Genomic DNA, 24,052 nt, shown 5'->3' with positions numbered 1-24,052 from the left:
GGTGGGCGCGTACCCGGCCGCGCCCACCGGCTCGTGAACTATCGTGGAATCCTGTTCCATCCATCTTTCAGGCGCGGGAGCCACGTCCAATGTCAACTACCCGACCGTCCCTTGCAGCGGAAAACAATGCGGCCAAGGCCGCGTCGCTGCGCTACATGAAACGGCTGGCCACTGGGCTTCTCATCGTCATGGCAGTCATCTTTGCCGTGGCCTTCGCGTTCCAGCACCGGTACCCGTGGTTGGAGTATGTGCGCGCCGCCGCCGAGGGTGGAATGGTCGGCGCCTTGGCCGACTGGTTCGCCGTCACCGCCCTGTTCCGCCACCCCATGGGCTTGAAGATTCCCCACACGGCAATCATTGAACGCAAGAAGGACCAGATCGGCGAAAGCCTTGGCGAATTCGTCCAGGAGAATTTCCTGTCGAGGGAGGTCGTCGACGTCAAGCTGCAGCAGCTTGACGTGGCAGGCAGCGTCGGCCGTTGGTTGGAGAAGGAAAAATCGGCCACGCGGGTTGCCCAAGAAGCGGCAACCGTGATCGGTGCGGTTCTTGAAGTGCTTGATGACAGGGACGTCCTGATCCTGATTGAATCCCTTGCCAAAAAACATATGCTCGCCCCGGAATGGTCGTCCACCTTGGGGCGAATCATGCAGCGTGTCATCGAGGACGGGCACCACAAACCCGCCATCGACTTGCTGGCAGAGCGCGCGGAAAGGTGGGTTGCGGTCAACCGCGGGATGATAATTTCCACCGTGTCGCAGCATTCTCCGTCGTGGGTTCCCTCGCTGGTGGATGCGTTGCTCGGCGAAAAGATCCACCGGGAACTGACCAAGTTCGTTGCGGGGGTCCGCTCCAATCCGACCCATCCCATGCGTTTGAGCATCGATGCCTGGCTCAAGAGCTTCGCCACGGACATGCAAAACGACCCGTTGATGGTCGAGAAGGTCGAAGCGCTGAAGCATTCGCTTTTGGGAGATCCGCAGCTGCGCGAGTTGGCGGCGACGAGCTGGTCCTCGGTCAAGGCCGCCCTGGTGGATGCGATGAACAACCCCGAATCCGAATTGCGCAGGTCAATGGTTGCCGGGATCCGCGACCTCGGCCGAAGGCTCAGTGGGGACGAACAGCTTGCGGCCAAGGTGAACCTGTGGGTTTCCAACGCGGCAGGCTACGTCATCGACAACTACCGCGGACAGATCACGTCGCTGATCACCGATACGGTGGCACGCTGGGACGGCAAGGAAACCAGCGACAAGATCGAGCTGCAGGTCGGCAGGGACCTGCAATTCATCCGTATCAACGGCACCGTCGTCGGATCGCTGGCCGGACTGGCTATTTTCAGCTTGGCCAACGCCCTACTGCGCTAAATCGGGATACTTTCAGCCGGCGCTGTTGCGGCGCGCCCGTTCGGCTTCGATCTTCGCCTCGACCTCCGACGCGGCATCCATTTCGGCGTTTGTTGCCCGGACTGCCATATCGGTGGATGTGGATTTTGCCCCGGACTCGGCCAGTAGCTGGCCGGGAATCGTGGTGGGCAACGACCCGAACGCGAGACCCGCGGCCTCAACCACCCGTTTGCCGAGGTAGCGGTTGCCCACCCCGCCGATGGCCGCACCAATTCCGAAAGGAACGATGCGGCCCAGCATCGAGGCCCCCTGGGTTGCCAGCATCTTCTTCAGGAAGGTTTTTTGCATGGCTCCCTGCATGGTGCTCCACAGGCTGGCGGGCTTATTGGCGCCAAACATGGCGGCCCACCCCTTGATGGGGCCCGCACCGCGCCCGGCAGCTTGGTGGGTCAGCGCCGAAATCATGGAACTGCCCTCGTCGCCCAGCAGGATCGCCATGACAAGCAAGCGCGCCTTGTCGGGGTTCTCTGTGGTGATTCCGTGGAGTTCGGCCAGCGACTGCCCGTAGAGAGCACTCGCTTCAAGGAACCCCACTGTCGCTGCGGCAGAAAAACCCAAGGCGGCGGCGGTTCCCACCACAGGGAGTGCCGCGGTGGCGCCTACGGCCGCGCCAGAACCCGTGATTGCCAACAGATAGTCGCGTTCCACCAGCTTTGCGAGTTGCGCCGCGGTGTAGTCGGGGTGCCTGCGGCGCAATCGGCGCAGATAGGCCAGGACGAGCGGCCGCTGGACGCCCACGGCCTTCATGATGGCACCCTGGATTCCCGCCACGGGTTTGCCGTCGGGGCCAATAACGCTGGAGGTAATCGGGTTCTTTTTCATTCTGGGATCAACTCTAGGGGCAGCAGTGCCTTGCGGGCACGGGTGTTATTCGCAGGGCGAAAGCGAGGAAAGCCTGCGGGCATCCCCGCCGCCCACCGTTCGCGTCCAATTGTTGCCAATCGACGGGCACCCCTTGCAAGAATGCGATTGGTGGCCGCTCCGCTGAGGGCCATTGACCTGGCTTCGCCCATCAAACGACGGATTCCTGTCGCCTTAGGCGCCAACAGGGCGGGGGTTGGCTGTCATCCGACACCCAACCCCCGCCCAGTTCGATCAGCTGAAACCTATGCGGCCTGTGCAGCCTTTTGGGCCTCGATGGAAACGTTCTTCCTGACGGCCGCACGCATTGCCACGAAAAGCAGCACGATGGCGACGGTGAGGGCGATGTGCCCCAGGCCCGCGGTTCCTGCGAACGCCGCAGAACTCGCGTCGGCACCAACAACGACCATGGTTCCCTTCACCAGCATCATGCCGCCGGTCAACGCGACCCCCACGGTCCACAGCCAGTAGAACCAGGTGAAGGCGCGGGGTGCGATGGAGGAAATACTGAAGACCTTCTCAAGCGCCATGATGACCAGCAGGAAAATGAATCCCAGGATCAAGAGGTGCGTGTGCACCAGCGGAAGCTGGGATGCCGAGCGGTCCACAAAGTCATGGCTCTTTGTCAGTTCGCGGTAGTAGAGGCCGGAGAGAACCCCGGTGATCCCGAAGGCAAAAGCCGTGTAAAACATGCGCATCATCTTGGTGACACTCCCGTTCGGTGGCGCCCGACAGGATGAACAAACAACGGGTTGGGCTCTCGGGCCTCAAGCACAACCGTCTCACCCTCCACCTTGCCGCGGAACGACGGACGGCGAATCAACCATCCGGTTGATTGTTCGCTCGAATCGACCAATGCCCGCCGCCTACCGCAGGTAGTGCCTGAGGAAACTCGCCACGTCCCTGTTCTCGTCGGCCCCGAATCCATGCCCCATGCCCGGGTAGCGGCGTGCCGTCAAGGCAGTGTTCCGCTCCAGCCAGTCGCGGGTAAAGTCCACCGCGTCGACGTTGATCACCACGTCCTGCGGATCGCGACCCCAGAAGAACGGGACGCCCCTACCCGGGGCAGGCTCGCTGTCGGTGAGGTTCAACAGCTCGTTGGACAGCACAAACCCGCTGAGCCCGACGATCGACCTGTACGTCCCCGGGCGAAGCCTGTGCAGCGTGGTTGCCATGGCCATCCCCTGGGAATGGCCCAGCAGGCTGATCGAGCGGTAGCCGATTGCGTACCTGTCCTGCCAGTCGAAAACCCGCTGGGCGGCGGAAACCACTTCGGCGAAATCGTTTGCCAGGAAGTAGTCCAGCAGGAACCAGCCCCGGTCTCCCCCGACATCCAACGGCCCGCGGAGTGCGGCGCCGGTAACGCCGGCGGGAAGCGCGGAAAACCACGGCAGCATGCGCTCGGGGTTCGACCCGTAACCGTGCAGCAGGATCACCAGGTCGGTGTTGCCCCGCTGGTCGGCTTCACGGGAATAGATCGCCTCGTCCATGCACCCAGCGTAACCGCTTGCTTCACTTCGCCATTTCGAACCGGGGATGCTGTAAGTTGAGGTCAACCCGTGGTGACGGGGGTCACTTGCGCGTGGTTGCCTAAGGAGAAAGTTCGTGTTCAACGCAAAACCAGCAGGGAACCGGGCCGGCGAGCTGGCCGCGGCCGTCCGCTTCGCGGCGTACGACGAGGCACTGGCCGAGGCCAACCTCGTCTCGCGTCCGGTGGGGCTGCTGGACCTAGAACATTTCGAGGCCAATGCCAAGGACCTGGTGCAGCGCGCCACGGGCAAGCCGATCCGCGTCGCTTCCAAGTCGCTGCGCATCCGCCGCGCCCTCGAGCACACCCTGGGAAAGCCCGGCTTCGCCGGCGTCCTGGCGTTCACCCTCCCCGAGGCAATCTGGCTTGCCGAATCCGGAACCGGCGACGTGGTGGTGGGATATCCGTGTGCCGACGCCTCGGCGCTTCGGGCCCTGACGGCCAGCGACACCGCGCGCGAGAACGTCACGCTCATGGTCGACGACATCGAACAGCTCGACCTGCTGGCGCGGGTGGCACCCGGCCACCCGACGGTCCGCGTCGCCATCGACATGGACGCCTCCTACCGGCCGGTCCGCGGCGTCGCCATCGGCGCCGCCCGCTCCCCCTTGCGCAACGCCGCGGATGTCACCAAGCTCGCCGTCCGGATCCTGCGGCGCAAGAACCTCCGGCTGGTCGGGCTCATGGCCTACGAGGGCCAGATCGCCGGCGTGGGCAACGGCGAACCGGGGGCCAGGGGTTCGGCGGTGCGCGCCATGCAGCGGGCGTCGGCTGCCGACATCCTCACCCGCCGCGCAGAGGCCGTCGCCGCGCTGGGGACGCTCGTGGACCTCGAATTCGTCAATGGCGGCGGCACGGGCTCCCTGGAATCGACGGCCCGGGAAGCCGCGGTGACGGAGGTGGCCGCCGGCTCGGGGCTCGTCGGTCCCGGGCTTTTCGACGGCTACCGGCATTTCCGGCCGAAACCGGCCCTCTACTTCGGCATGAACGTGGTCAGGCGCCCCGATCCGACCACCGTCACGGTGCTCGGGGGCGGCTGGGTTGCCTCGGGCCCGGCCGGCCAGGACCGTTTGCCCATCCCGGCATGGCCGCTTGGCATGAAGTACCGCGGTTCCGAGGGGCCGGGCGAAGTGCAGACGCCCCTGGTTGGCGAGGCCGCCCGCGATCTGGAGCTTGGCGACACCGTGTACTTCCGGCACGCCAAGGCCGGCGAGGTTGCCGAGCGGCTCATGGAAATCGCCGTGTATTCCCAGGGGCACATCGTTGATTCCTGGCCGACCTACCGGGCAGAGGGGAAGGCCTTCCTGTGAAGAATCCACGCATTCCGGGACTGTCGAAATCCGGGACCTGGCGAAACTGGGCATCAAGCGCGATGGCCACCCCCGAAATCGTTGCCATGCCGCGGGACGAAGACGAACTCACCGCCGCCATGGGCGCCGCCATCGACGCCGGGTCCACCCTGAAGGTGGTTGGCGGCGCGCACTCGTTCACGCCCCTCGCGGCAACCAGAGGGACCCTGCTCTCGCTGGATCACTTCAGCGGCATCGTCCGCGTCGACCCGATCACCAACCAGGTCCGTTTTCGCGCGGGAACCAGGCTGCGCGACATCGGGCGGCTCCTGGAGCCCTACGGCCTGGCCCTGGCCAACATGGGCGACATCGACCACCAGTCGCTGGCCGGCGCGATCAACACCTCGACCCACGGAACGGGCCTTGCCTTCACCGGCTTCTCCGGGGCCGTCACCGCCCTGCGGATCATCCTGCCGGACGGCGGGGCACGCGAGTGCTCCCCCGCCTCCAATCCCGGGCTTTTCCAGGCCGCCCGCGTTGGCCTGGGCGCCCTGGGCGTGCTCACGGAGATCACGCTCCAATGCGTGCCCCGCTTCAAGCTACACGCCCGCGAGGAACCCGAGCCGCTTGCCGGGATGCTCGAATCCTTTGTCGACCGCGTGGTGTTGAGCGACCACCTGGAGTTCTACTGGTTCCCCTACACGGATACGGCCCTGGCCAAGACCAACACGCGCCTGCCCGATGACGCGCCGCTGGACCCCGTGCCGTGGCATGGCCGACTCATCAGCGACGAGCTGATGGGCAACGCGGCATTCGCCGCGCTGTGCCAGGTGGGCGCGAAGATCCCCGCAACCGTGCCGCCGATCAACCGGCTCGCGGCCAGGGCGCTGGCCGTTCGCAGCTACACCGACCAGTCCGAGCGGGTCTTCGTCGCTCCCCGCCGCGTGCGCTTCCGCGAAATGGAGTACTCGGTGGAACTGGCCGCGCTGCCCGAGGTGTTCGCGGCCGTCCGCACGGCCCTCGAGGCCCACCCGCAGAGGATTTCATTCCCGCTGGAAGTTCGGGCCACCGGCGCCGACGACACCTGGCTGGGCACCGCCTCGGGCAGGCAAAGCGCCTACATCGCCGTGCACCGCTACGCGGGCGAACCCTCGCGGGAATTCTTCGAGGCGATCGAGCAGGTCTTCGTGCACTACGGCGGGCGGCCCCACTGGGGCAAGCTGCACACCCGGGATTCGGCATACCTCGCCTCCGCCTATCCGCACTTCGACGAATTCCTGGCCCAGCGCGACGCCTCGGACCCGCAGGGGGCCATGCTCAACGAGCATTTGCGGCACATCCTGGGGCGCTGAGGGGGAAGTGCGACAACGCGGAGTGCGGGCGGCCCGAATTCGCGCCAACGGCGCCGAACGACCCATACTGGGCGCATGAGAATCGATTCGCTGGACGTGTCTTTGATCGAGTTGCTCACCGACGAACCCGGCCTCGGGGTCATGGAGTGCTCCAAGCGGCTCGGCGTTGCCCGCGGCACGGTGCAGAACCGCTTGAACCGGCTCCACGAGTCCGGGGTCATCACCCGCATTGCACCGCACATCGACCCCACGTCCATGGGGTACCCGGTGACCGCCTTCTGCTCGCTGAGGATCCAGCAGAGGCGCGGGCAGGTCGGGGTCGCCGCGGAGCTGGCCAAGATCCCCGAGATCCTGGAAATGCACACCGTGTCCGGCTCGAGCGACATGCTGGTGAAGATCGTGGCCCGTTCGACCAAGGACCTGCAGCGGGTGCTGGACGCGATTTCGGTGACCGAGGGAATGAGCAGGTCCTCGTCCTCGATCGTGCTGGAAACGCACTTTGAAAACCGGACCCTTCCGCTGGCCTGGGAGGCAGTCAGGCAGAACGCCGGGGACGACGAGGAGGCGCCAACCGCCCCGCGTGAACCCTCCCCCCGCAATGGCGGTAGGCTAAGTTCGGCTACGAAAAATACTGGGCACAATGCCTAGCATTTAGCTGCCATCGCTACTCTTCGTGTACATCCTGTATGGTCTTTCGCTGGGCAGTTGACCGGCGGACACCAGCTTCGTAGTTTATGTGAGGCGCGTCACCGATGACGCGCCCCCGGTAAATTCCACGGAGGCACGATGACAATCGCCCAGCGCACTTCACTCCAAGCGATCCCCGCGTACAAGCAGGGGGCCACCCCCGGCGAGCACGAGCAGGCGTTCAAGCTCTCGTCGAACGAGAACCCGTTCCCGCCGCTGGCCGCAGTCACGACCGCCCTGGCCACCGAACTGGGAAGCATCAATGCCTACCCCAACGCAGCGGCCCCCGAATTGGTCGGCATGCTGGCCGAACGCTTTGGCGTGGACCCGGGCACCATCGCCCTGGGCGCCGGATCCGTGGAGGTCGCCGGACAGCTGATCCACGCGACGACCAACCCCGGCGACGAAGTCATGTTCGCCTGGCGCTCCTTCGAGGCGTACCCCATCCTGACCCACGTCGCCGGGGCGACCCCCGTGATGGTTCCGCTGGACGCCGCGGGCGCCCACGACCTCGAGGCCATGGCCGCGGCGATCACCGACCGCACCTCGCTGATCTTCATCTGCAACCCCAACAACCCGACCGGCACCGTGGTGGATTCCGCCGCCGTCGACGCCTTCATGGCCAAGGTCCCGGCCCGCGTGCTGGTCGTCATCGACGAGGCCTACGTGCACTTCAACGTGCACGGCGACTCCGCGATCGGCCTGGACTTCTTCCGCCGCTACCCCAACGTCGCGGTGCTGCACACCTTCTCCAAGGCCTACGGCCTGGCGGGGCTGCGCATCGGATACGCCATCGCCCCCGCCGCCGTGGCCGAGGACCTGCGCAAGACCGCGGTCCCGTTCGGCGTGACGGCCCTGGCCCAGCGCGCCGCGGTGCTGAGCCTGGAAAACGAACCCGAACTGCAGGTGCGCATCGACACGCTGATCGACGAGCGCACCAAGCTGGTTGCGGCCCTTCGCGCGGCGGGCGTGGAGCTCGAGGATTCGCACGCGAACTTCATCTGGCTCAACACCGGCGAGCGGACGGCCGCGGTCGACGCCTCGCTGCGCGCGGCGGGCATCTGGGCCCGCGCCTTCGCCGGCGAGGGGATCCGCATTTCCATCGGATCGGTGCAGGCCAACGCGCTGATCGCCACCGCCGTCATCGCCGCATTGCAGGAGTCCCCCGCGCATGTCTAACAGCACCACCACGGGTTCCGGCAGCAACCTCACCACCCGGCAGATCACCATGATGGGCATCGGCGGCGCCATCGGCGCCGGCCTGTTCATCGGCTCGGGGCAGGCGGTCGCGGTGGCCGGGCCCAGCGTCATCCTGGCCTTTGCACTGGCCGGCTTCCTGGTCATCCTGATCATGAACATGCTCGGCGAGATGGCGGCGGCCAACCCGTCGTCCGGCTCGTTTTCCGTCTACGCCACCAAGGCGCTGGGCCCGAACGCCGGCGCGGTGATCGGCTGGCTGTACTGGATCCAGGCGGTCATCGTCATTTCGGCTGAGGCCACCGGGGCCGCGGCGATCATCGGCGGCTGGATCCCCGGGGTTTCGCAGGGAACCTGGTCGCTGATCTTCGTGGGGCTGCTGACGGCCATCAACCTGGCCCACGTCTCCAAGTTCGGCCAGTTCGAATTCTGGTTCTCCTTCATGAAGGTCGCGGCGATCATCGTGTTCCTCGCCGTCGGCGCTGCCCTGGTCCTCGGCCTGGTGCCGGGCGTCGAGGCCAAGGGCCTGAGCAACCTCGTGGCCCACGGCGGGTTCATGCCCACCGGCATCGTGGGCCTGTGCGCGGGCTTGCTGATGGTCGTCTTCGCCTTCGGCGGCATCGAGATCGTTGCCATCGCCGCGGCGGAAAGCAACGACCCGCGCAGGAGCATCCGCAAGGCCGTCCGCGGCGTGCTGGTGCGCGTGCTGGTCTTCTACATCGGTTCGGCGCTGGTCATGGTCGCGGTCCTTCCGTGGGATTCGCCGGAGCTTGCCGCGGGCCCATTCGTCGCCGTGCTTGGCGCCGCGCACATCCCGTGGATCGACACGATCATGGCGCTCGTGGTCGTCGTTGCCCTGCTTTCCGCGATGAACGCCAACATATATGCCGCATCTCGCATGCTCCTCTCACTCTCCGAGCGCAAGCTTGCCCCGCGCGTCGTGATGGTGCGGAACAAGAACAAGACGCCGTACATCGCCGTGCTCGGCTCGGTGGTCCTGTGCATCGTGGCGGTTGTCATGAACTACCTGGCACCCGACCTGGTCATGCCGATGCTGCTCAACGCGGTGGGTTCCACCCTGCTGGTCACTTGGGGCTTCATCGCGGTGTCGCAGCTGGTGCTGCGCCGGCGCGCAGACAGGGACCCGAGCATTGTGCTTCCGGTACGTATGCCCGGATTCCCATACTTGTCGATCCTGGCGCTGGCCATGCTCGCGGGCATCGTGGTGTTGTCGCTCTTCGACCCGGCCAGCCGCACCCAGCTGATCGCCACCGCCGGATTGATCCTCGCCATTGCCGTGCTCAACGCCCTGGCCCAGCGCCGGCGCAAAAGGCTCGGCGGCGGCGACCCGGCGTCCGGCGACGGCCTGCCTGCCGGCGAGGCCTCCGCACCCGCGGAGGCGGGACAGCGCGCCTGACACAGCAGGCACCGCAGCCAACGCCGGAGGGGCGGCCGAACCGGCCGCCCCTCCGGCGTTTCACGGCCGCATCCACCCGGATGCGGGACGCCTACCCGGGCATGTCCAGCTTGACCCAGACAAGCCGGTGGTCGCTGCTCGGCGGGGGCCACCCCTCGACCAGCTCCGAGCCGCTCTGGCCGGGCCCGGGCCAGTAAACACCGGCGTCGCTCACCTTCAGCGAGGCCGAGGGCAGCACATAGTCGACGCGCATGATGCCGTCGGTCCCGCGGCCGAAGTCGGCGGTGCTCAGGGCGGGCAGGGGGTCAACAAGCAGCGGGTTTTTCCGCAGTGCGTTGATCGACGACGGGTCCGAGTCGCCGGCGGCGGGATCCGAATTCAGGTCGCCCACCACCACGAACTTGCTTCCGGGCTTCAGCGGTCCGCGCACGCCCGCGTCGTCGTAGATGTACGCGGCAGCCTTCCCCCCGCCGATGTAGTCGTTGACGAGCCGGATCTCGTCGTGGTTGCGGCGCTTGTTGCGCTGCTCCGGGCCGTCGAAGACCGGGGGCGTGGGGTGCGCGGCGATAATGTGGATGGTCTCCTTCCCGACCTTCACGGGAACGTCCCACATCGACTTGCTGGGCAGCCGCAGCACGCCCTGCACCACCTTGTCGTAGTACGTGGCCGGCAGCTGCGAGTGGGGCATGTCCTTCCAAAGGAATTCCTGGAAGGTCCGGACGTTTGCCGTGTCGATGGGGTACCTCGAATAGAGCACCATGGCGAACTGGCCCTCGAAGTCGCCGTAGCCAAATGCGTCGGCCGCGCCGCCCACGACGCCGTCCCCGTCCAGGTCTGCGCCGCTGGGAATCCCGGTGTTGGACGGCGCCAGGTAGACGTAGGGGTAGTCGATGGCGGCCTGGCCGCGCTGGGAAACCGAGAGGTAGTTCTTCTTGAACAGCCCGGCCGCGTTGCCCGCGGCGTCGTAGTCGAATTCGTTGAGCAGCAGGATGTCGGGTGCGTTGCGTTGCACGATTTCCGCCACCGCCTGCGCCTGGGGGTCGTCGGGGCTGGACAGGTCCTGCTTCAGCTGCCCCTCGCTGCCTCGGTTCAGCGAGGCGTTGAAGGTGGCAACGCGCAGGCCCTGTTCGGGGGTCTCGACCGACTCGGGGTATGGCACTGGCATGGTGGATCCCTGGCTCACGTGGGTTGTCTTCGCTGCGGGGATGGGTTGCGCCTGGACCGGAGCAAGCCCGATTGCCGCCGTCGCGGTGAGGGTTGCCGCGCCAAGCGCCAGCAGGTTCAGGTATCGCACCATCCAACAGTAGGCCCCCAACCTACCTTTGGGTAGGTCCCTTTCGGTGCCGGCCAAAAGTTTTCACGTGAAACAAAAAGGCGTCCGGGCCAGTGCAAATACATGCACCGACGCGGACGCCCCTCCCCCCAAGAAATCGTCCGCTAGCCGCGGGCCAGGGCGGCCTTGCGGTTGGCCTCGAGCACTTCCTCCATGTAGGGGGCCCGGACCGCCGGGCTGATGCGGCAGTCCACGAGGAACACGCCGTTCGCACCCTCCGCCACCCACTGGCGCAATGCGGCGAAGTCTTCCAGCGAGCGGACCTTGGTGCTCCGGGCGCCGAGGCCGCGGGCCACCGCGGCGAAATCGACCTCGGGAATCAGCATCGGTTCCTCGTGCAGGCCGATCGAGCCGTACTGGTGCACCTCGGCCCCGTAGCCGGCATCGTTGTAGACCACGATCACGCCGCTGCGCACCGAGCGGACCACGGATTCCAGGTCCGCGAGGCACATCAGGAAGCCGCCGTCGCCGGAGGCAAGCACCACGGTGTCCCCCTCAGCGGCCGCGGCACCCGCGCCGACGGCGGAGGCCAGGCCCATGCCGATGCTCTGGTAAGCGGTGCCGACGAGGTTCAGCGCCTGCGGGCCCGGGATGTCCCAGTACATGGGCCCCCAGCCGATGAAGTGCCCGCCGTCCTGGACCACCAGGCGACGCTCCGGAAGGATCGAGTTGAGCGTCCGGGCCACAGAGCGCGGGTCCAGCAACCCGTCGGATGCGGTTTCGTCGCCCGGGGCGTGCTCGTTGGTCTTTCCGAGTCGGTCGCCGACCTGTCCGAGCCAGGACCCTTCAGCGCTCCGTTCCCCGACCATGCCGACCAGCGCCGCGGCAACCGAGGCTGCGTCGGCTCGGATGAACGCGTCGACTCGCGGGTTGGTTGCCGTCGGCGCAATGTCCACCTGGATGACCTGCGCCGAATCGTTGAAGAGGTCCCCGAAGCGCGTGGTGAACTGGTTCAGCCTTGCGCCAAGCACCAGGACGGTGTCGGCCTCGTGGATCAGTGCCGCGGTCTCCTCGGAGGAGAAGCCGCCGGTGATGCCCAGGTCGCCGTGGCGGGAGGACAAAAGGTTTGCGGCCAGCACGGTGCTGGAGCTCAAGGCTCCGAGCTTGTCGGCGAGCGCGCCGATTGCCGCTGCCGCGTTGGACAGGCGCGCCCCGCGCCCGTAGAGGACCAGCGGGCGCTTGGCCGTGCTCAGTGCCGTTGCGGCCTGGGCCAGCAATTCCGGTGCGGCCACCGGGTATCCCGGATCCAGGTTGAAGTCGGCGAGCGTCAATTCCGGCTCGTCGGCCGCTTCGTCTGCCACGATGTCGTAGGGCAGGGAGATGACCACGGGTACGCGTTCGCGCAGTGCATGTGCCACGGCCGCAAGCGTGATCGCCACGGGGTTCTTCGCGTCAACGACAAAGGTCTTGGCGCCGACCGCGTCGTTGATTGCCGTCTGGTCCACGTCCCAGGGGCGGGCACCCGTGGTTGGCTGGTCGCCCGTCACCAGGATCATCGGGATCTCGGCCGCAGCGGCTTCGGCCAGCGGCGTGACGGCGTTCGTGAAGCCCGCACCGTAGGTGGTCGTGGCAACTGCGGGCTTGCCGGTGACCCGGAAGTAGGCGTCGGCGGCGGTGACTGCGGCCGATTCGTGGCGAACCGCGGTGAAGCGGAATCCGGTGCGAACCGAGGCGTCGAGGAAGTGTGCGTTTCCATTACCCATGACCCCGAAGATTTCGGTGGTGCAGGTTAAAAGGGCGCGGGAAACCGCGGCGGAAATCGTAGGCATTTTTGGGACTCTCGAATGTAGCAAACAACTGTGATGGCCATATTCGTCTTCGGGCAATGAACCCGGATCTCGCCCATTTTTAGAGCGACGGCAGAAACTTCAGATGTGTTTCGCCTGACCCGTTAACGATAGTGGGAAGAATGTGCGCCACGCAACATTTGGCGCTGCAGGTGCCCCGTCGGCCCCGTCAGCGGGGCCGCTTGCCCCGGTTCTCCATTCCGGGCCTTCCGTCGTTTTCCGCTCGGCTCGGCCAAGCGGTCGGCGCATCGGGCCCAAGGAAAAATCCCCGTTCCAGTGCGGGAATCGGGGATTGCTTCGTGCGGCAAAACGGGAGAAAAACAATCCCCTCCATTTCCAATTTATAACGCACCGGGGGTCTTGCCGCAAGGCCCCCGGTGGGGCGCATAATCGATGTTCGGATCCGTGCGCTTCGCCCCGCGCACAGCGAGAACCAACCCATTCCACGAGGCCTCCCCGGCCCCGTCTCCGGCCTAGTCCGGCCTCTTCACGCGCCCCATATCGATATCGGAGATGATGCCATGACCCAGGTCAACACCGCTGCGTTCAACCTCCCCGCCCGCTTGGCCGCCAAGGCCGACCCGACGCTGATCGCCCGCGACGAGCAGCACTTCGCCGCGATCACCCGGAGCCTGGAACTGCAGATCGCCGACCTTGCCCGGCACCTCGATACCCACCGCAGGGCACCGGGAGGCAAGGGCCAGGAGGGAGTGGAGCGTGACGCCGAAATCCGCCGGATCAGTTCCAGGCTGAGGCTTCTGCAGCGCTACGGCATGGACCTCTGCCTTGGCCGGTTTGTCGCGACCGACGACCCGGAGCCCGTGTACATCGGGCGGATCGGCCTGACCGACAGCGACGGCCGCAGGCTTCTTGTCGATTGGCGGGCACCCGCCGCGGAGCCGTTCTTCGCCGCAACCCACGCCAACACCATGGGCCTGGCAAGCCGGCGGCGGTACCGCTGGACCCGCGGCCGGGTCGGCGACTACTGGGACGAGGTCTTCACCCCGGAGGGGCTGGAATCAAACGCCGCGCTCGACGACCAGTCGGCGTTCATCGCCAGCCTCGGCGGCAGCCGGTCGCCCAAGATGCGCGACGTGGTCGGCACCATCCAGGCCGACCAGGACGCGATCATCCGCGCCGGGTCACGCGGGGCCCTGGTTGTCGACGGAGGCCCCGGCACCGGCAAGACGGTCGTGGCACTGCACCGCGCCGCCTACCTGCTGTACTCCGACCCGCGGCTCGGCGAGCGCCGGGGTTCGGTGCTGTTCGTCGGCCCGCACCAGCCCTACCTCGCCTACGTCGCGGACGTGCTGCCGAGCCTTGGCGAGGAGGGGGTGCAGACCTGCACCCTGCGGAACCTGGTCGCCGAGGGAAACGCCGCCGCCACCGAATCCGACCCGGAGGTCGCCCGGCTGAAGTCCCTGGCCGCCATGGTGAAGGCCATCGAACCGGCCGTGGCCATGTACGAGCAGCCGCCCGCCGAGGGCCTGCTGGTGGAAACCCCATGGGCGGAACTGTGGCTGGGTCCGGCCGATTGGGCCGACGCGTTCGGGGCCGCGGAGCCCGGCACCCCGCACAACGAGGCCCGCGACCAGGTCTGGGAGGAGCTGCTGTCGATCCTGGCCCGCAAGCTTGCCGACGAGGACGAGTCCGGTGACGACCGGGACGACTGGACGGACGTCGAGGACGGAGGCGTTCCCTCCGGGCTGCTGCGCCGCGTCCTGCTGCAGAACACGGAACTCGCAGGGGTCTTCAACAGGGCTTGGCCGCTGTTCGACGCCACGATCCTTGTCGCGAACCTTTTCTCCGTACCCGGATACCTGCACGCGTGCGCCCCCTGGCTCACCGACGGGGAGGTCCGCCTGTTGCAGCGCCCGGACCCCCGGGCCTGGACCGAGTCCGACCTGCCGTTGCTGGACGCGGCAAGGCAACGCCTCGGCGACCCGCAGGCGTCCCGGCGCAGGGAGGTGCACCGGGCTGCCGTCGCCGCCGAGCGGGAACAGATGGCCCGGGTCGTCGACGAGCTGATCGCGGCGGACGACGACGGAACCGGTCTGGTGACAATGCTGCGCCAGGCGGACCTGCAGCCGGTCATCATCGACGAGGACGCGCTGGCGGAGAACGACCCGGACCTGCTGGCCGGACCGTTTGCGCACGTCGTCGTGGACGAGGCGCAGGAACTGACCGACGCCCAGTGGCACATGCTGCTGAGCCGATGCCCGTCGCGGAGCTTCACCGTCGTCGGGGACAGGGCCCAGGCCCGGCACGGGTTCACCGAGACGTGGGAGGAGCGCCTGGAACGCGTCGGGTTCCGCGACGTTTCCCAGGCTTCCCTGAACATCAACTACCGCACGCCGGTGGAGGTCATGGCGGAGGCGGAACCTGTCATCCGGGCCACCCTGCCCGACGCCAACGTGCCGACCTCGGTACGCAGCAGCGGCATTCCGGTCGTCCACGCGGAGGCATCGGAGTTGGGTTCGATCCTGGAACGGTGGTTGGCCGGAAACGAGGACGGCATTGCCTGTGTCATCGGGGATCCCGCGTTCGCATCGACCCCGCGCATCAGGTCGCTGACCCCTGAACTTGCCAAGGGACTCGAGTACGACTTAGTTGTCCTCGTAAACCCGGAGGAATTCGGGACCGGCATCGAGGGGGCCGTCGACCGGTATGTGTCGATGACCCGCGCCACCCAAAGGCTGGTGATCCTCACGGGCAGCCGGTGAGCGGGGCCGCCGGCACGACGTCGGTGAATCCCCGGAAACAGAAAACCCCCGCTCCCACAAGGGGAACGGGGGTGTATCTGTGCGCCCTGCGGGGGTCGAACCCGCGACCAATGGATTAAAAGTCCAGTGCTCTACCAACTGAGCTAAAGGCGCATGGCACAAGGCCAAGACCTATATTAGCGGATAATCGGGCAGGTTTCCGACAACCTTGGTAAATTCATGAAGTGTTTGAATACATCAGGTTTGCCGTTGTCATCCTTGCGATGGTCCTTGCAACGACGGCCCTGTTGGCTCGTGCGGGCATCGGGCTCGGTGCACTTCCGCTGGTGGCGATCCTTCGCGCCGGGGTGCAACTGGCCGCCATCACCCTGTTGCTGCGCGGGGTCGAGTCGGTCCCGTGGACGGCAGCGCTTTTTGTCGTCCTCATGCTTTCGACGGCCTCGTTCACCACGGCCCGGCGAGCGGCAGCCCTCCCGCTCGGTGCACGCGCAGGCGTCGCGGGAACCGTCTGCGGGGCCCTGCTGTCCCTCGCCGTCATCCTCGGAACCGGGCTTGTCGATTTGGAGGCCCAATCGGTCATTGCCGTTGCCGGCATCGTCATTGGCGGATGTATGACCGCCTCGACAATGGCACTGCGCCACTACCTGATGAACGTGCGTGCACAGTGCGGCGAGGTCGAAGGCTGGCTCGCTCTCGGTGCCCGGCCCCGCAAATCCACCCAAACCGCGCGGCGCATGGCCGTACGCGAAGCACTGATCCCGAACCTCGACCAAACCAAGTCAACGGGACTTGTCACGTTGCCCGGCGCCTTCGTCGGCGCCCTCTTCGGCGGCGCCCCCGCGTTGGAGGCAGCCCAGTTCCAGCTGGTGGTGCTCGCAGGCCTGGCCCTGGGCGGAACCGTGACGGCATTGGTCGCCACCTACATCGCAGCCGGGTCGTCCCGCTTGCCGCTCGATGAGCAAGCATCCAGCTGAACAGAGTATCCTCAAGGCCATGAAGGGCCACCCAGCAACAACTCCCCCGGCAACCACGTTCCGTCACCACAAACCCAAACCTTTCGCCCCCATGGACTTTGATCCATTCGAGGGCGGGGCTGATCCTGCACGGATTTCCGAGGCGGCTCACCTGACCGCCCAGGCGTTGGTGCGCGCCGGAAAGGTCAACGCGGATCCCCAGGTGCGTGAACGGCTCGTGACCCTCGCCGAGCACGAAGGGCTGGAGATCGTTGCCGAGCTCTGGTCCAAGACCCCGGCACGTTCGCTGCCCGGCGCACTCTGGCGGCTCTACGCGATTCGCGCCGCGACGTTGGGCAATGCCGAGGCCATGGCCTCCTTCTTCGCCGCGGGCGCCCCCAAGGCCGAGGTCGCCCGTGCCATTGCCGGTGCCGCCGAGCCCCCGGGCGCAGAGGAACTGCGCGAGATGACCAGTTCGATCCTCACCGGAGCCTTCGAGGGCGACTTCGACGTGGCACTGGAACGCACCGCAGCCTACTGCCGGGTCATTGCCCTGGGGCAGGCCGAGCAGGCGGATGCCGCAGAGCTTGCCCACGAGTCGCGCGCCTCGGTGATGACGCGCAGGGCCCACTCGCTTCTGAAGACCGCCGAGGACCTGGAAGCCTGCGCTGAGTTGTGGCGACGCGGGGAACTCGACTGAGAGCTCCTTCACGCTGAGCGCGTATCGGACCCTTCCGTGTTGACAGCAGGGGTCCGATACGAGAAAAATTGACTTATGGTGCCGGACCGCGGCAGCCCCGGGCTCCAACTTTCAGCCGCTACGAGCGGCCTTCCGCCGAGAGGCGCTCCCGGTTCGGCACCACTAAACTTCCCCCATTCGGGCTCCAGGATCCCTGCCCCGGGCAGACCCTTACTTACGAAGCCAAGCTTGTTAACCTTAGCCCCGTAAACTGGGCACGACCTGTTTCCATACATTCGCACCCGGTGGTACTTCGTGAAGTTTAGATTTTTCCCCTCGGATACGCGTGGCCTCGAGCTGTTGCGCGAGCTGGCCACCGAAGTCCACCAATGCGTCGGCATTCTTTCCGAAATGCTGGGATCCGACGACGACCGCGAACAGCACCTGGACGCGCTGAACGCCTCCGAAGTGAAAACCACGGATCTGCACTACGCGGTGCTCACCCACCTTCGTACCAGCTACGTGAACCCGCTGCCGCGCGAGGACATCTACACCTTTTCCCGGTTGCTGCACGAAGCCGTCGAACAGCTCAGTGGCGCCGGAGACCTCATCGCGCATCTGGGAAGCCGACAGCTCTCCAACCGGGCAGCGGAGCAGCTCGAACTCATCGGCCGCCAGGCGGAGCTCACCACCGAGGCGTTGGGCAACCTGCAGCGCATGGACGACCTCGAAGACCTATGGCTTGAACTGGTCAGGATTTCCAAGCGCGCCCATCGCACGCACCGCACCTGGGTCGGGGAAATCGGGGAGCTGAGCAAGGCCGGCACCATCATCCGGCACCGGTCGGTGGCCGAGCAATTCCTTGCCTCGGTGCAATCGTTGCGCGCCGTGGCCGACCACTTGGGACGCGTCCTGGTCAAGGAATCCTGATCCCGACGATGACTGGCGAATCCCTCATGATGTTCCTGGTGCTTGCGTGCACCTGCGGCTTCGCGTTCCTCAACGGGTTCCGCGACGCCTCGAATTCCGTTGCGGCGGCCGTCCGCACCAGGGCATTGACCCCCACCTATGCGGTGTTGGTCGCGGCGTTTTTCACCTTTGTCGGCACCATGCTCTCCACGAGTTTCGGCGTCTACCTGATTTCCGCAGTTGAACTCAACGTTCCGGCCGGAACGCCTGGGCTGGCACTGCTGTTGGCGGCGCTCCTGGCCGCCGGGGCGTGGGGAATCCTCTGTTGGTGGCGGGGGCTTCCCGTTTCCTCAACCCACGCGTTGATCTCTGCGCTGGCCGGGGCCAGCGGCGCCTCGGCGATCCTGGGCAACGACGGGGTGCACGATGCGCTGCGCATGCTCCTCGGCGGCGTGCTGATCCCACTGGTCCTCACCCCGCTGGTCGCCTATGCCTTTTCGTACCTACTGGTTGTTCCGGCCACCTGGCTGGTGCGGCATTCGAGCGCCGCTGACGTCAACGGGGTCTCGCGCGCCGGCCAGGCCGTCGCGGCCTGCGCCGTGGCGCTGGGGCACGGCATCCAGGACGGTCAGCGCACCGGAGCCATGCTCACCTTGACCCTGGTGACCGCGCATGCGGCCCAACCCGGGTCGATCATGCTCGGCACGCAGTTGCTTGGTGCCACGTTCCTGGCGGCCGGCGTGCTGTTCGGCGGCTGGCGCATCGCCCACACCATCGCCTACCGGCTGGTGAGCCTGGATCCGCTGCGCGGAATGATCGCCCAGTCCGTGTCCGCGAGCATGCTGTTCCTTGGCGCCATGGTCTTCCACCTGCCGCTGTCCACCACGCAGGCGGTCACCAGCTCCATCGTGGGAGCCGGCGCCAACCAGCGCTTTGAATCGGTGATCTGGCGGCACGTGAACCGCGTGGCGCGGCACTGGGTGGCGACCCCCGTGGTCTGCGCGTTGCTGGCCGGGGTCCTGTTCCTGGCCATGAACCCGCTGCTCGGCTGACACAGAGTTCTGCCCAGCGCCACCGACCAACGGCGGCGTGCCCTAATTGCTTTCCGGGTCTTCCGACGGTTCGCCGGACTGTTCGCCCGACGGTGCCGTCTGCTTGGCCGATTCCTTGGGCGTTTTTGATCCCCCGGGTTCCGGGACGCCCGGGATGGGGCTTGGCGTTGGCGTGGTACCTTCGCTGCCCTTGGCATCTGTGGCCTTCACTTCCTCGGGCTCGAGGGTCGGTACCGTCGGCATGGTGGTCGGCAGGATGGCCTCTTTTTGCTTCGGCGTCTCCGGAATGCACTCGTTCAGCAACGGCTGGACGGTGGCGAATGGCAGGGGAGCTTGGACACGCCCAAGCTTGGTTCCGTCGGTTTCATACGGGTCCGCCTCGGTGACATCCAGCGGGAAGATGTTCCACCCCTCGCCCGCGGAGACGAACCTGTTCGTCACGCCGTAGATCTCTTCGCCACGTTCCTGGTTGTAGTACGAGGAATACTCATCGTCGAACGGGCTGACCGAGAGTTTCCTGCCATCCTGATTGAACAGCTGTACATTGCGCAGCGGCTTGCCGGAGCAGTCGTAGGCGAAAACATTCGACACGTTGTCCCCGTCAAGGGAGACGCCCTCCTGAACCGGGGAAACCGCGGATGCGTAGTCGTACAATTGGCCGGAGAGCGCGCGATTGACCGAGTCAAAGGAGATGACCGTGAGCGGCAACAGCAACAGCGCCGCAACAACGCTCGCGGTGGCCTTGAAAGCCGTGCCAATCTGGCCAGTGCCAAGCCAACGCCCACGACCCCATTGGACGCTCACGGTGATCAGAGCAACCCACAGGACGAACTCGAAGAAGCTGCGGGGGAAGAACGGCCATTCCTGCTTCAGCAGAACAACGAGCAGGCCAAAAACGATCCAACCGCGCAGCACCCACCACACGGGGCGCAGGGCAGTCAGAAAATCGATCAGCGAGGCCGTGGAAGGATGACGTCGCAGGGCCGCCACTGTTTCACGTGCCTTGAATGCCAGCGACCGCCGCAAGGGAACCGCAGCAGGAATCGGCGGCTTGGCGGCAAGGCCGGCAGATGCACGCAGCTCGGCCGCGTAGGCAACCGGGTCGCCGAGCTCCTCGCCGCCCTCGGCCAGGCGTTCGGTCAGGTCCGCTTCGAGACCCTCGGTGAGCTCCTCGACGTCTAGTGCGGGAAGGTCGGACAGCTGGGCACGTACGGAGCGTGCGAACTCGCCGACGGTGTTCTGGTGGTTCGTGTTCATCAGTTGGATCCGTTCCGGCTCGCGGCGGCTGCCGATGGTGGTTGTTGGTTGATCAATGCGGAGAACACCGCGGCAAACTCGTTCCAGGTTTCCCGCTGCTCATCGAGCATGGCGAGCCCCTCCGCCTTGATCGCGTAGTACTTGCGGTTGGGACCCCCCTCGGAGGGCACCACGTACGTTGAGAGCGCCCCCGCGGCGTAGAGCCGGCGCAGCGTCCCGTACACCGAGGCATCGCCGATCTCCGCTATTCCCGCGGCGCGCAGGCGCCTGACTATGTCGTAGCCGTAGCCGTCCTCTTCTCGGACCACGGCCAATACCGCGACGTCCAGCACTCCCTTGAGCAATTGCGTGGTGTCCACCAGGCACTCCCTTCTCCGCACACCACAGTATTACGCTTTGCACAGTAGTGCGCATATTGCGGCAGTTGGTCTTGGCGTGTCGCGCGGTTCGGTGCCGCCCGCGCAGCCCCGTAGACACCCGTTAAATACGGCAGCGGCGGGGCACGACGCGAAATTTCCGCGCGATGCCCCGCCGCTGTGATCCCCTCCAGGATCCCCGGAAGATCCCCCTTCCGGTACCGCCCCCGGTCCTTGGACCCGGGGCGAAGCTTTACTGTTGTGCTGCCTCGGGGTTATCCGAAGCGGCCCGAGACGTAGTCCTCAGTGGCCTTGACCGACGGGTTGGAGAAGATCGTCGCGGTGTCCGCGTACTCGATCAGCTTGCCCGGCTTGCCGGTTCCGGCGATGTTGAAGAACGCGGTCTTGTCGCTCACGCGTGCGGCCTGCTGCATGTTGTGCGTCACGATCACCACGGTGAATTCGCTCTTGAGCTCGTTGATCAGGTCCTCGATGGCCAGGGTGGAGATCGGGTCCAGGGCCGAGCACGGCTCGTCCATCAGGATCACCTGCGGCTTCACCGCAATGGTGCGGGCGATGCACAGGCGCTGCTGCTGTCCGCCGGAGAGGCCCGATCCGGGCTTGTCCAGGCGGTCCTTGACCTCGTTCCAAAGGTTGGCGCCGCGCAGCGACTTCTCCACGAGGTCATCCGCGTCGGAACGGGAAATCTTCTTGCCGTTGAGCTTCACGCCGGCGAGCACGTTGTCCTTGATGGACATGGTCGGGAACGGGTTCGGGCGCTGGAAGACCATGCCGATCTGGCTGCGCACGGTCACCGGGTCGACGCCGTTTTCGTAGAGGTTGTCGCCGTCCAGCAGCACCTCGCCCTCGACGCGGCCGCCGGGGATGACCTCGTGCATGCGGTTCAGCGTGCGCAGGAAGGTGGACTTGCCGCAGCCGGACGGGCCGATGAAGGCAGTCACCGACTTGGCTTCGATTTCGATGTTCACGTCTTCAACCGCGAGGAACTTGGAGTAGTAGACGTTGAGGTCTTTGACGTCGATGCGCTTGGACATTTTGGTTTTTCCTTAGAAAGTTTGTGTGTGTCGGGTCCGGAGCGGGGTGCTCAACGGCCCTTCTTGGGGGCGAACAGTCCGGCAACCAGCCGGGCGCCCAGGTTCAGCACCATGACCATGGCGATCAGCAGCAGGGCCGCAGCCCAGGCGCGCTGGATCGACGGGTCGACGTTCGTCGGGGAGGTCGGCGCGAGGATCTGGTAGTAGATGAAGGTCGGCAGCGTGGCCATCCAGTTGGCGAACACGTTCGTGTTGATGTTGTTGGCCAGGCCGGCCGTCACCAGGATCGGTGCCGTCTCGCCGATGACGCGGGCGATGGCCAGGGTGACGCCGGAGGCGATGCCGGAGATCGCGGTGGGGATGACCACCTTCACCACGGTGCGCCATTTGCGCACGCCCAGCGCGTAGGCAGCCTCGCGCAGCTCGTTCGGGACGATCTTGAGCATTTCCTCGGTGGAGCGGACCACCGTGGGGATCATCAGCACGCTCAACGCGACGGCCGCTACGATGCCCATGCGGGCGGTCGGGCCCAGGAGCACCGCGAAGAGCGCGGTGGCGAACAGGCCGGCGACGATCGACGGGATGCCAGTCATCACGTCCACGAAGAAGGTGATGGCGCGGGCCAGAGGGCCGTTCTTGCCGTATTCGACAAGGTAGATGGCGGTCAGCATGCCGACCGGCACGGAGATGACCGTGGCCCACAGGGTGATCAGCAGGGTGCCGATGACCGCATGGTAGGCACCACCCAGCACCGGGGTGCCGTTCTCGACGCTGGCGTTGTCGACGGCGCCGGTGATCCCGTTCATGGAGTGAAACAGGAAGTGCATGTTGATGCCCGGCAGGCCCTTTTGCAGCACCGTGAACAGCACGCTTGCCAGCGGGACCAGCGCCAGCAGGAACGCGCCGTAGACCAGGTAGGTGGCCAGGGCGTTCTTGCCGCGGCGCGGGCCTTCGACCGCGGTGGTGATGACGGCTGCGGCGATCACGAAGATGACGGCGGTGTAGATTGCCAGCGACGCGACCGAGAACCCGGTGAGCGTGGAGGCGGCGGCGCCGAGCACCAGCGAGCCGGCGGCGATGGCCGGAACCGCGAAGCGCGGCAGCTGCCCCTTGGCCAGCGAGTTGCGCTTGCGCGCCAGGGGCGCCTTGGGCGCCTGGCCCGGCGCGCCGGGAACGGTGTTCTTGGTCTGCTTGGTTGTGGTGGCACTCATCAGTTCGCTCCCGAGAATTCCTTGTGGCGGGCGATGATGGCCCGGGCAATCAGGTTGACCACCAGCGTGATGACGAAGAGCACCAGGCCGGCGGCGATAAGTTCGGAAAGTCGCAGGCCGAAGGCCTCAGGGAAGTTCAGGGCGATTTCCGCGGCAATGGTCTGGTTGCCGGACTTGATGAGCGAGGGAATCAGCGCGCCGGTGGAGAGCACCAGCGCCACGGCCATCGTCTCGCCCAGCGCGCGGCCCAGGCCCAGCATGACTGCCGAGACGATGCCGGGGCGGGCGAAGGGCAGCACCGACATGGTGACCATTTCCCAGCGGGTGGCGCCCAGGGCGAGCGCGGCTTCCTCATGGAGCTTGGGGGTCTGCAGGAAGATCTCGCGGCTCAGCGAGGTGATGATCGGAAGGATCATCACGGCAAGCACGATGCCGGCGGTGAGGATGGTCTTGCCTGTCTGCGAGGCCGGGCCCGCGAAGATCGGGATGAAGCCCAGGTTCTCGGCGAGCCACTGGTAGGCCGGCACGAGCGCCGGGGCCAGCACCAGGTAGCCCCAGGCGCCGTAGATGACCGACGGGATCGCTGCCAGCAGGTCGATCACGTAGCCCAGGCCCGCGGCCAGCTTGCGCGGCGCGTAGTGAGAGATGAACAGCGCGACCGCGATGCCCACCGGGGTGGCAATCAGCAGGGCGATGCCGGCGGCGATCACGGTGCCGATGACGATCGGGAAGATGTAGCTGCCGAAGCCTTCGCCGCCGGTGATCAGCGCCGGGTTGGCGGTGAAGGTCGGCAGCGCCTGGATGAACAGGAACAGCGCCACAGCGAAAAGGGTGACGAGGATGAGGATGCCCGCGCCGAGCGCGGCGCCGGAGAAGATCTTGTCTCCGGCCTGCCCGTTGGATCCTTGGCGCCGTAGCGCGTTGGTGGTCATGAGGGTGAGCCTTCAAAGGTTGTGCAGGCGGATACGGGGATCGGGTGGCCGCTTGCGATGGGATTCTTGGAGGG

At 66.2% G+C, this 24,052-nt stretch carries 21 protein-coding genes and 1 tRNA gene; 11 read left to right on the top strand and 11 right to left on the bottom strand.

Features of this window, described 5'->3' with window-relative positions; all coding sequences use genetic code 11:
* The first annotated feature begins 89 nt into the window (after nt 1–89).
* Nucleotides 90–1,361: a DUF445 domain-containing protein gene (locus ACFY5D_RS12420; RefSeq protein ID WP_387529992.1), complete on the top strand. Its 1,272-nt coding sequence runs from the start codon at nt 90–92 to the stop codon at nt 1,359–1,361.
* A gap of 12 nt (nt 1,362–1,373) precedes the next feature.
* Here ACFY5D_RS12420 and ACFY5D_RS12415 read toward each other — a convergent pair whose 3' ends face one another.
* From ACFY5D_RS12415 to ACFY5D_RS12405, 3 genes are all read right to left on the bottom strand, one after another.
* Nucleotides 1,374–2,222, bottom strand: a complete 849-nt coding sequence (locus tag ACFY5D_RS12415; protein ID WP_387529990.1) for a hypothetical protein — start codon at nt 2,220–2,222, stop codon at nt 1,374–1,376.
* Between the two features lie 284 nt (nt 2,223–2,506).
* Nucleotides 2,507–2,953, bottom strand: coding sequence for a DUF2871 family protein (locus ACFY5D_RS12410; protein WP_387529988.1), 447 nt, complete (start codon nt 2,951–2,953; stop codon nt 2,507–2,509).
* Between the two features lie 174 nt (nt 2,954–3,127).
* Entirely contained in the window at nt 3,128–3,751 is a 624-nt protein-coding gene (locus ACFY5D_RS12405; protein WP_387529986.1) for an alpha/beta hydrolase, read from the bottom strand.
* A gap of 115 nt (nt 3,752–3,866) precedes the next feature.
* Here ACFY5D_RS12405 and ACFY5D_RS12400 point away from each other — a divergent pair, with 115 nt between their 5' ends.
* From ACFY5D_RS12400 to ACFY5D_RS12380, 5 genes are all read left to right on the top strand, one after another.
* Nucleotides 3,867–5,099 carry an alanine racemase gene (locus ACFY5D_RS12400; protein ID WP_387529984.1) on the top strand — a complete coding sequence of 411 codons (1,233 nt, stop codon included), beginning with the start codon at nt 3,867–3,869 and terminating at the stop codon, nt 5,097–5,099.
* Nucleotides 5,096–6,430, top strand: coding sequence for a D-arabinono-1,4-lactone oxidase (locus ACFY5D_RS12395; RefSeq protein WP_387529981.1), 1,335 nt, complete (start codon nt 5,096–5,098; stop codon nt 6,428–6,430). The genes ACFY5D_RS12400 and ACFY5D_RS12395 overlap by 4 nt, the downstream gene beginning before the upstream one ends.
* 75 nt (nt 6,431–6,505) lie before the next feature.
* Entirely contained in the window at nt 6,506–7,078 is a 573-nt protein-coding gene (locus ACFY5D_RS12390; RefSeq protein ID WP_387529978.1) for an Lrp/AsnC family transcriptional regulator, read from the top strand.
* 138 nt (nt 7,079–7,216) lie between these two features.
* On the top strand, nt 7,217–8,296 hold the full coding sequence (gene hisC, locus ACFY5D_RS12385) for a histidinol-phosphate transaminase (protein WP_387529975.1): 1,080 nt from the start codon (nt 7,217–7,219) through the stop codon (nt 8,294–8,296).
* Nucleotides 8,289–9,731 (top strand): amino acid permease, encoded by a 1,443-nt coding sequence (locus ACFY5D_RS12380; protein ID WP_387529972.1) that lies wholly within the window; start codon nt 8,289–8,291, stop codon nt 9,729–9,731. The genes hisC and ACFY5D_RS12380 overlap by 8 nt, the downstream gene beginning before the upstream one ends.
* A gap of 91 nt (nt 9,732–9,822) precedes the next feature.
* Here ACFY5D_RS12380 and ACFY5D_RS12375 read toward each other — a convergent pair whose 3' ends face one another.
* Together ACFY5D_RS12375 and ACFY5D_RS12370 are read right to left on the bottom strand one after the other, a co-directional pair.
* Complete coding sequence (locus ACFY5D_RS12375; protein ID WP_387529970.1) at nt 9,823–11,028, bottom strand: endonuclease/exonuclease/phosphatase family protein; 1,206 nt, start codon at nt 11,026–11,028, stop codon at nt 9,823–9,825.
* A gap of 140 nt (nt 11,029–11,168) precedes the next feature.
* Nucleotides 11,169–12,833: a thiamine pyrophosphate-binding protein gene (locus ACFY5D_RS12370; RefSeq protein ID WP_387529967.1), complete on the bottom strand. Its 1,665-nt coding sequence runs from the start codon at nt 12,831–12,833 to the stop codon at nt 11,169–11,171.
* Nucleotides 12,834–13,372: 539 nt separating this feature from the next.
* Between ACFY5D_RS12370 and helR the strand changes: the two genes are divergently transcribed.
* Entirely contained in the window at nt 13,373–15,574 is a 2,202-nt protein-coding gene (gene helR, locus ACFY5D_RS12365) for an RNA polymerase recycling motor ATPase HelR (RefSeq protein WP_387529964.1), read from the top strand.
* Between the two features lie 80 nt (nt 15,575–15,654).
* On the opposite strand, the gene ACFY5D_RS12360 is transcribed toward helR, so the two are convergent.
* A tRNA-Lys gene (locus tag ACFY5D_RS12360) sits at nt 15,655–15,727 on the bottom strand.
* A gap of 71 nt (nt 15,728–15,798) precedes the next feature.
* On the opposite strand from ACFY5D_RS12360, the gene ACFY5D_RS12355 reads away from it, so the two are divergent.
* The 4 genes from ACFY5D_RS12355 to ACFY5D_RS12340 all read left to right on the top strand — a co-directional run bounded on the left by ACFY5D_RS12355 (nt 15,799) and on the right by ACFY5D_RS12340 (nt 19,167).
* On the top strand, nt 15,799–16,548 hold the full coding sequence (locus ACFY5D_RS12355) for an ABC transporter permease (protein ID WP_387529961.1): 750 nt from the start codon (nt 15,799–15,801) through the stop codon (nt 16,546–16,548).
* A gap of 19 nt (nt 16,549–16,567) precedes the next feature.
* Complete coding sequence (locus tag ACFY5D_RS12350; protein WP_387529958.1) at nt 16,568–17,227, top strand: hypothetical protein; 660 nt, start codon at nt 16,568–16,570, stop codon at nt 17,225–17,227.
* 294 nt (nt 17,228–17,521) lie between these two features.
* Nucleotides 17,522–18,136: a hypothetical protein gene (locus ACFY5D_RS12345; protein WP_387529955.1), complete on the top strand. Its 615-nt coding sequence runs from the start codon at nt 17,522–17,524 to the stop codon at nt 18,134–18,136.
* Nucleotides 18,137–18,144: 8 nt separating this feature from the next.
* On the top strand, nt 18,145–19,167 hold the full coding sequence (locus ACFY5D_RS12340) for an anion permease (RefSeq protein ID WP_387529952.1): 1,023 nt from the start codon (nt 18,145–18,147) through the stop codon (nt 19,165–19,167).
* Between the two features lie 42 nt (nt 19,168–19,209).
* Here ACFY5D_RS12340 and ACFY5D_RS12335 read toward each other — a convergent pair whose 3' ends face one another.
* The 5 genes from ACFY5D_RS12335 to pstC form a co-directional block, all read right to left on the bottom strand.
* Nucleotides 19,210–20,424, bottom strand: coding sequence for a hypothetical protein (locus ACFY5D_RS12335; RefSeq protein ID WP_387529949.1), 1,215 nt, complete (start codon nt 20,422–20,424; stop codon nt 19,210–19,212).
* Nucleotides 20,424–20,783: a PadR family transcriptional regulator gene (locus ACFY5D_RS12330; protein ID WP_387529946.1), complete on the bottom strand. Its 360-nt coding sequence runs from the start codon at nt 20,781–20,783 to the stop codon at nt 20,424–20,426. Before ACFY5D_RS12330 ends, ACFY5D_RS12335 begins: the two co-directional genes overlap by 1 nt.
* Before the next feature lie 272 nt (nt 20,784–21,055).
* Nucleotides 21,056–21,835, bottom strand: a complete 780-nt coding sequence (gene pstB / locus ACFY5D_RS12325) for a phosphate ABC transporter ATP-binding protein PstB (protein ID WP_387529943.1) — start codon at nt 21,833–21,835, stop codon at nt 21,056–21,058.
* A 50-nt stretch (nt 21,836–21,885) separates the two neighbouring features.
* Nucleotides 21,886–23,046 carry a phosphate ABC transporter permease PstA gene (gene pstA / locus ACFY5D_RS12320; protein ID WP_387529940.1) on the bottom strand — a complete coding sequence of 387 codons (1,161 nt, stop codon included), beginning with the start codon at nt 23,044–23,046 and terminating at the stop codon, nt 21,886–21,888.
* A complete protein-coding gene (gene pstC, locus ACFY5D_RS12315; protein WP_387529937.1) occupies nt 23,046–23,978 on the bottom strand; it encodes a phosphate ABC transporter permease subunit PstC in 933 nt (310 codons plus the stop codon). Before pstC ends, pstA begins: the two co-directional genes overlap by 1 nt.
* Between the last annotated feature and the right edge of the window lie 74 nt (nt 23,979–24,052).

Source organism: Paeniglutamicibacter sp. NPDC012692, from assembly GCF_042901625.1.
In the GTDB taxonomy this organism is placed as follows: Bacteria; Actinomycetota; Actinomycetes; order Actinomycetales; family Micrococcaceae; genus Paeniglutamicibacter.
This window is presented reverse-complemented; position numbering and strand designations above follow the sequence as displayed.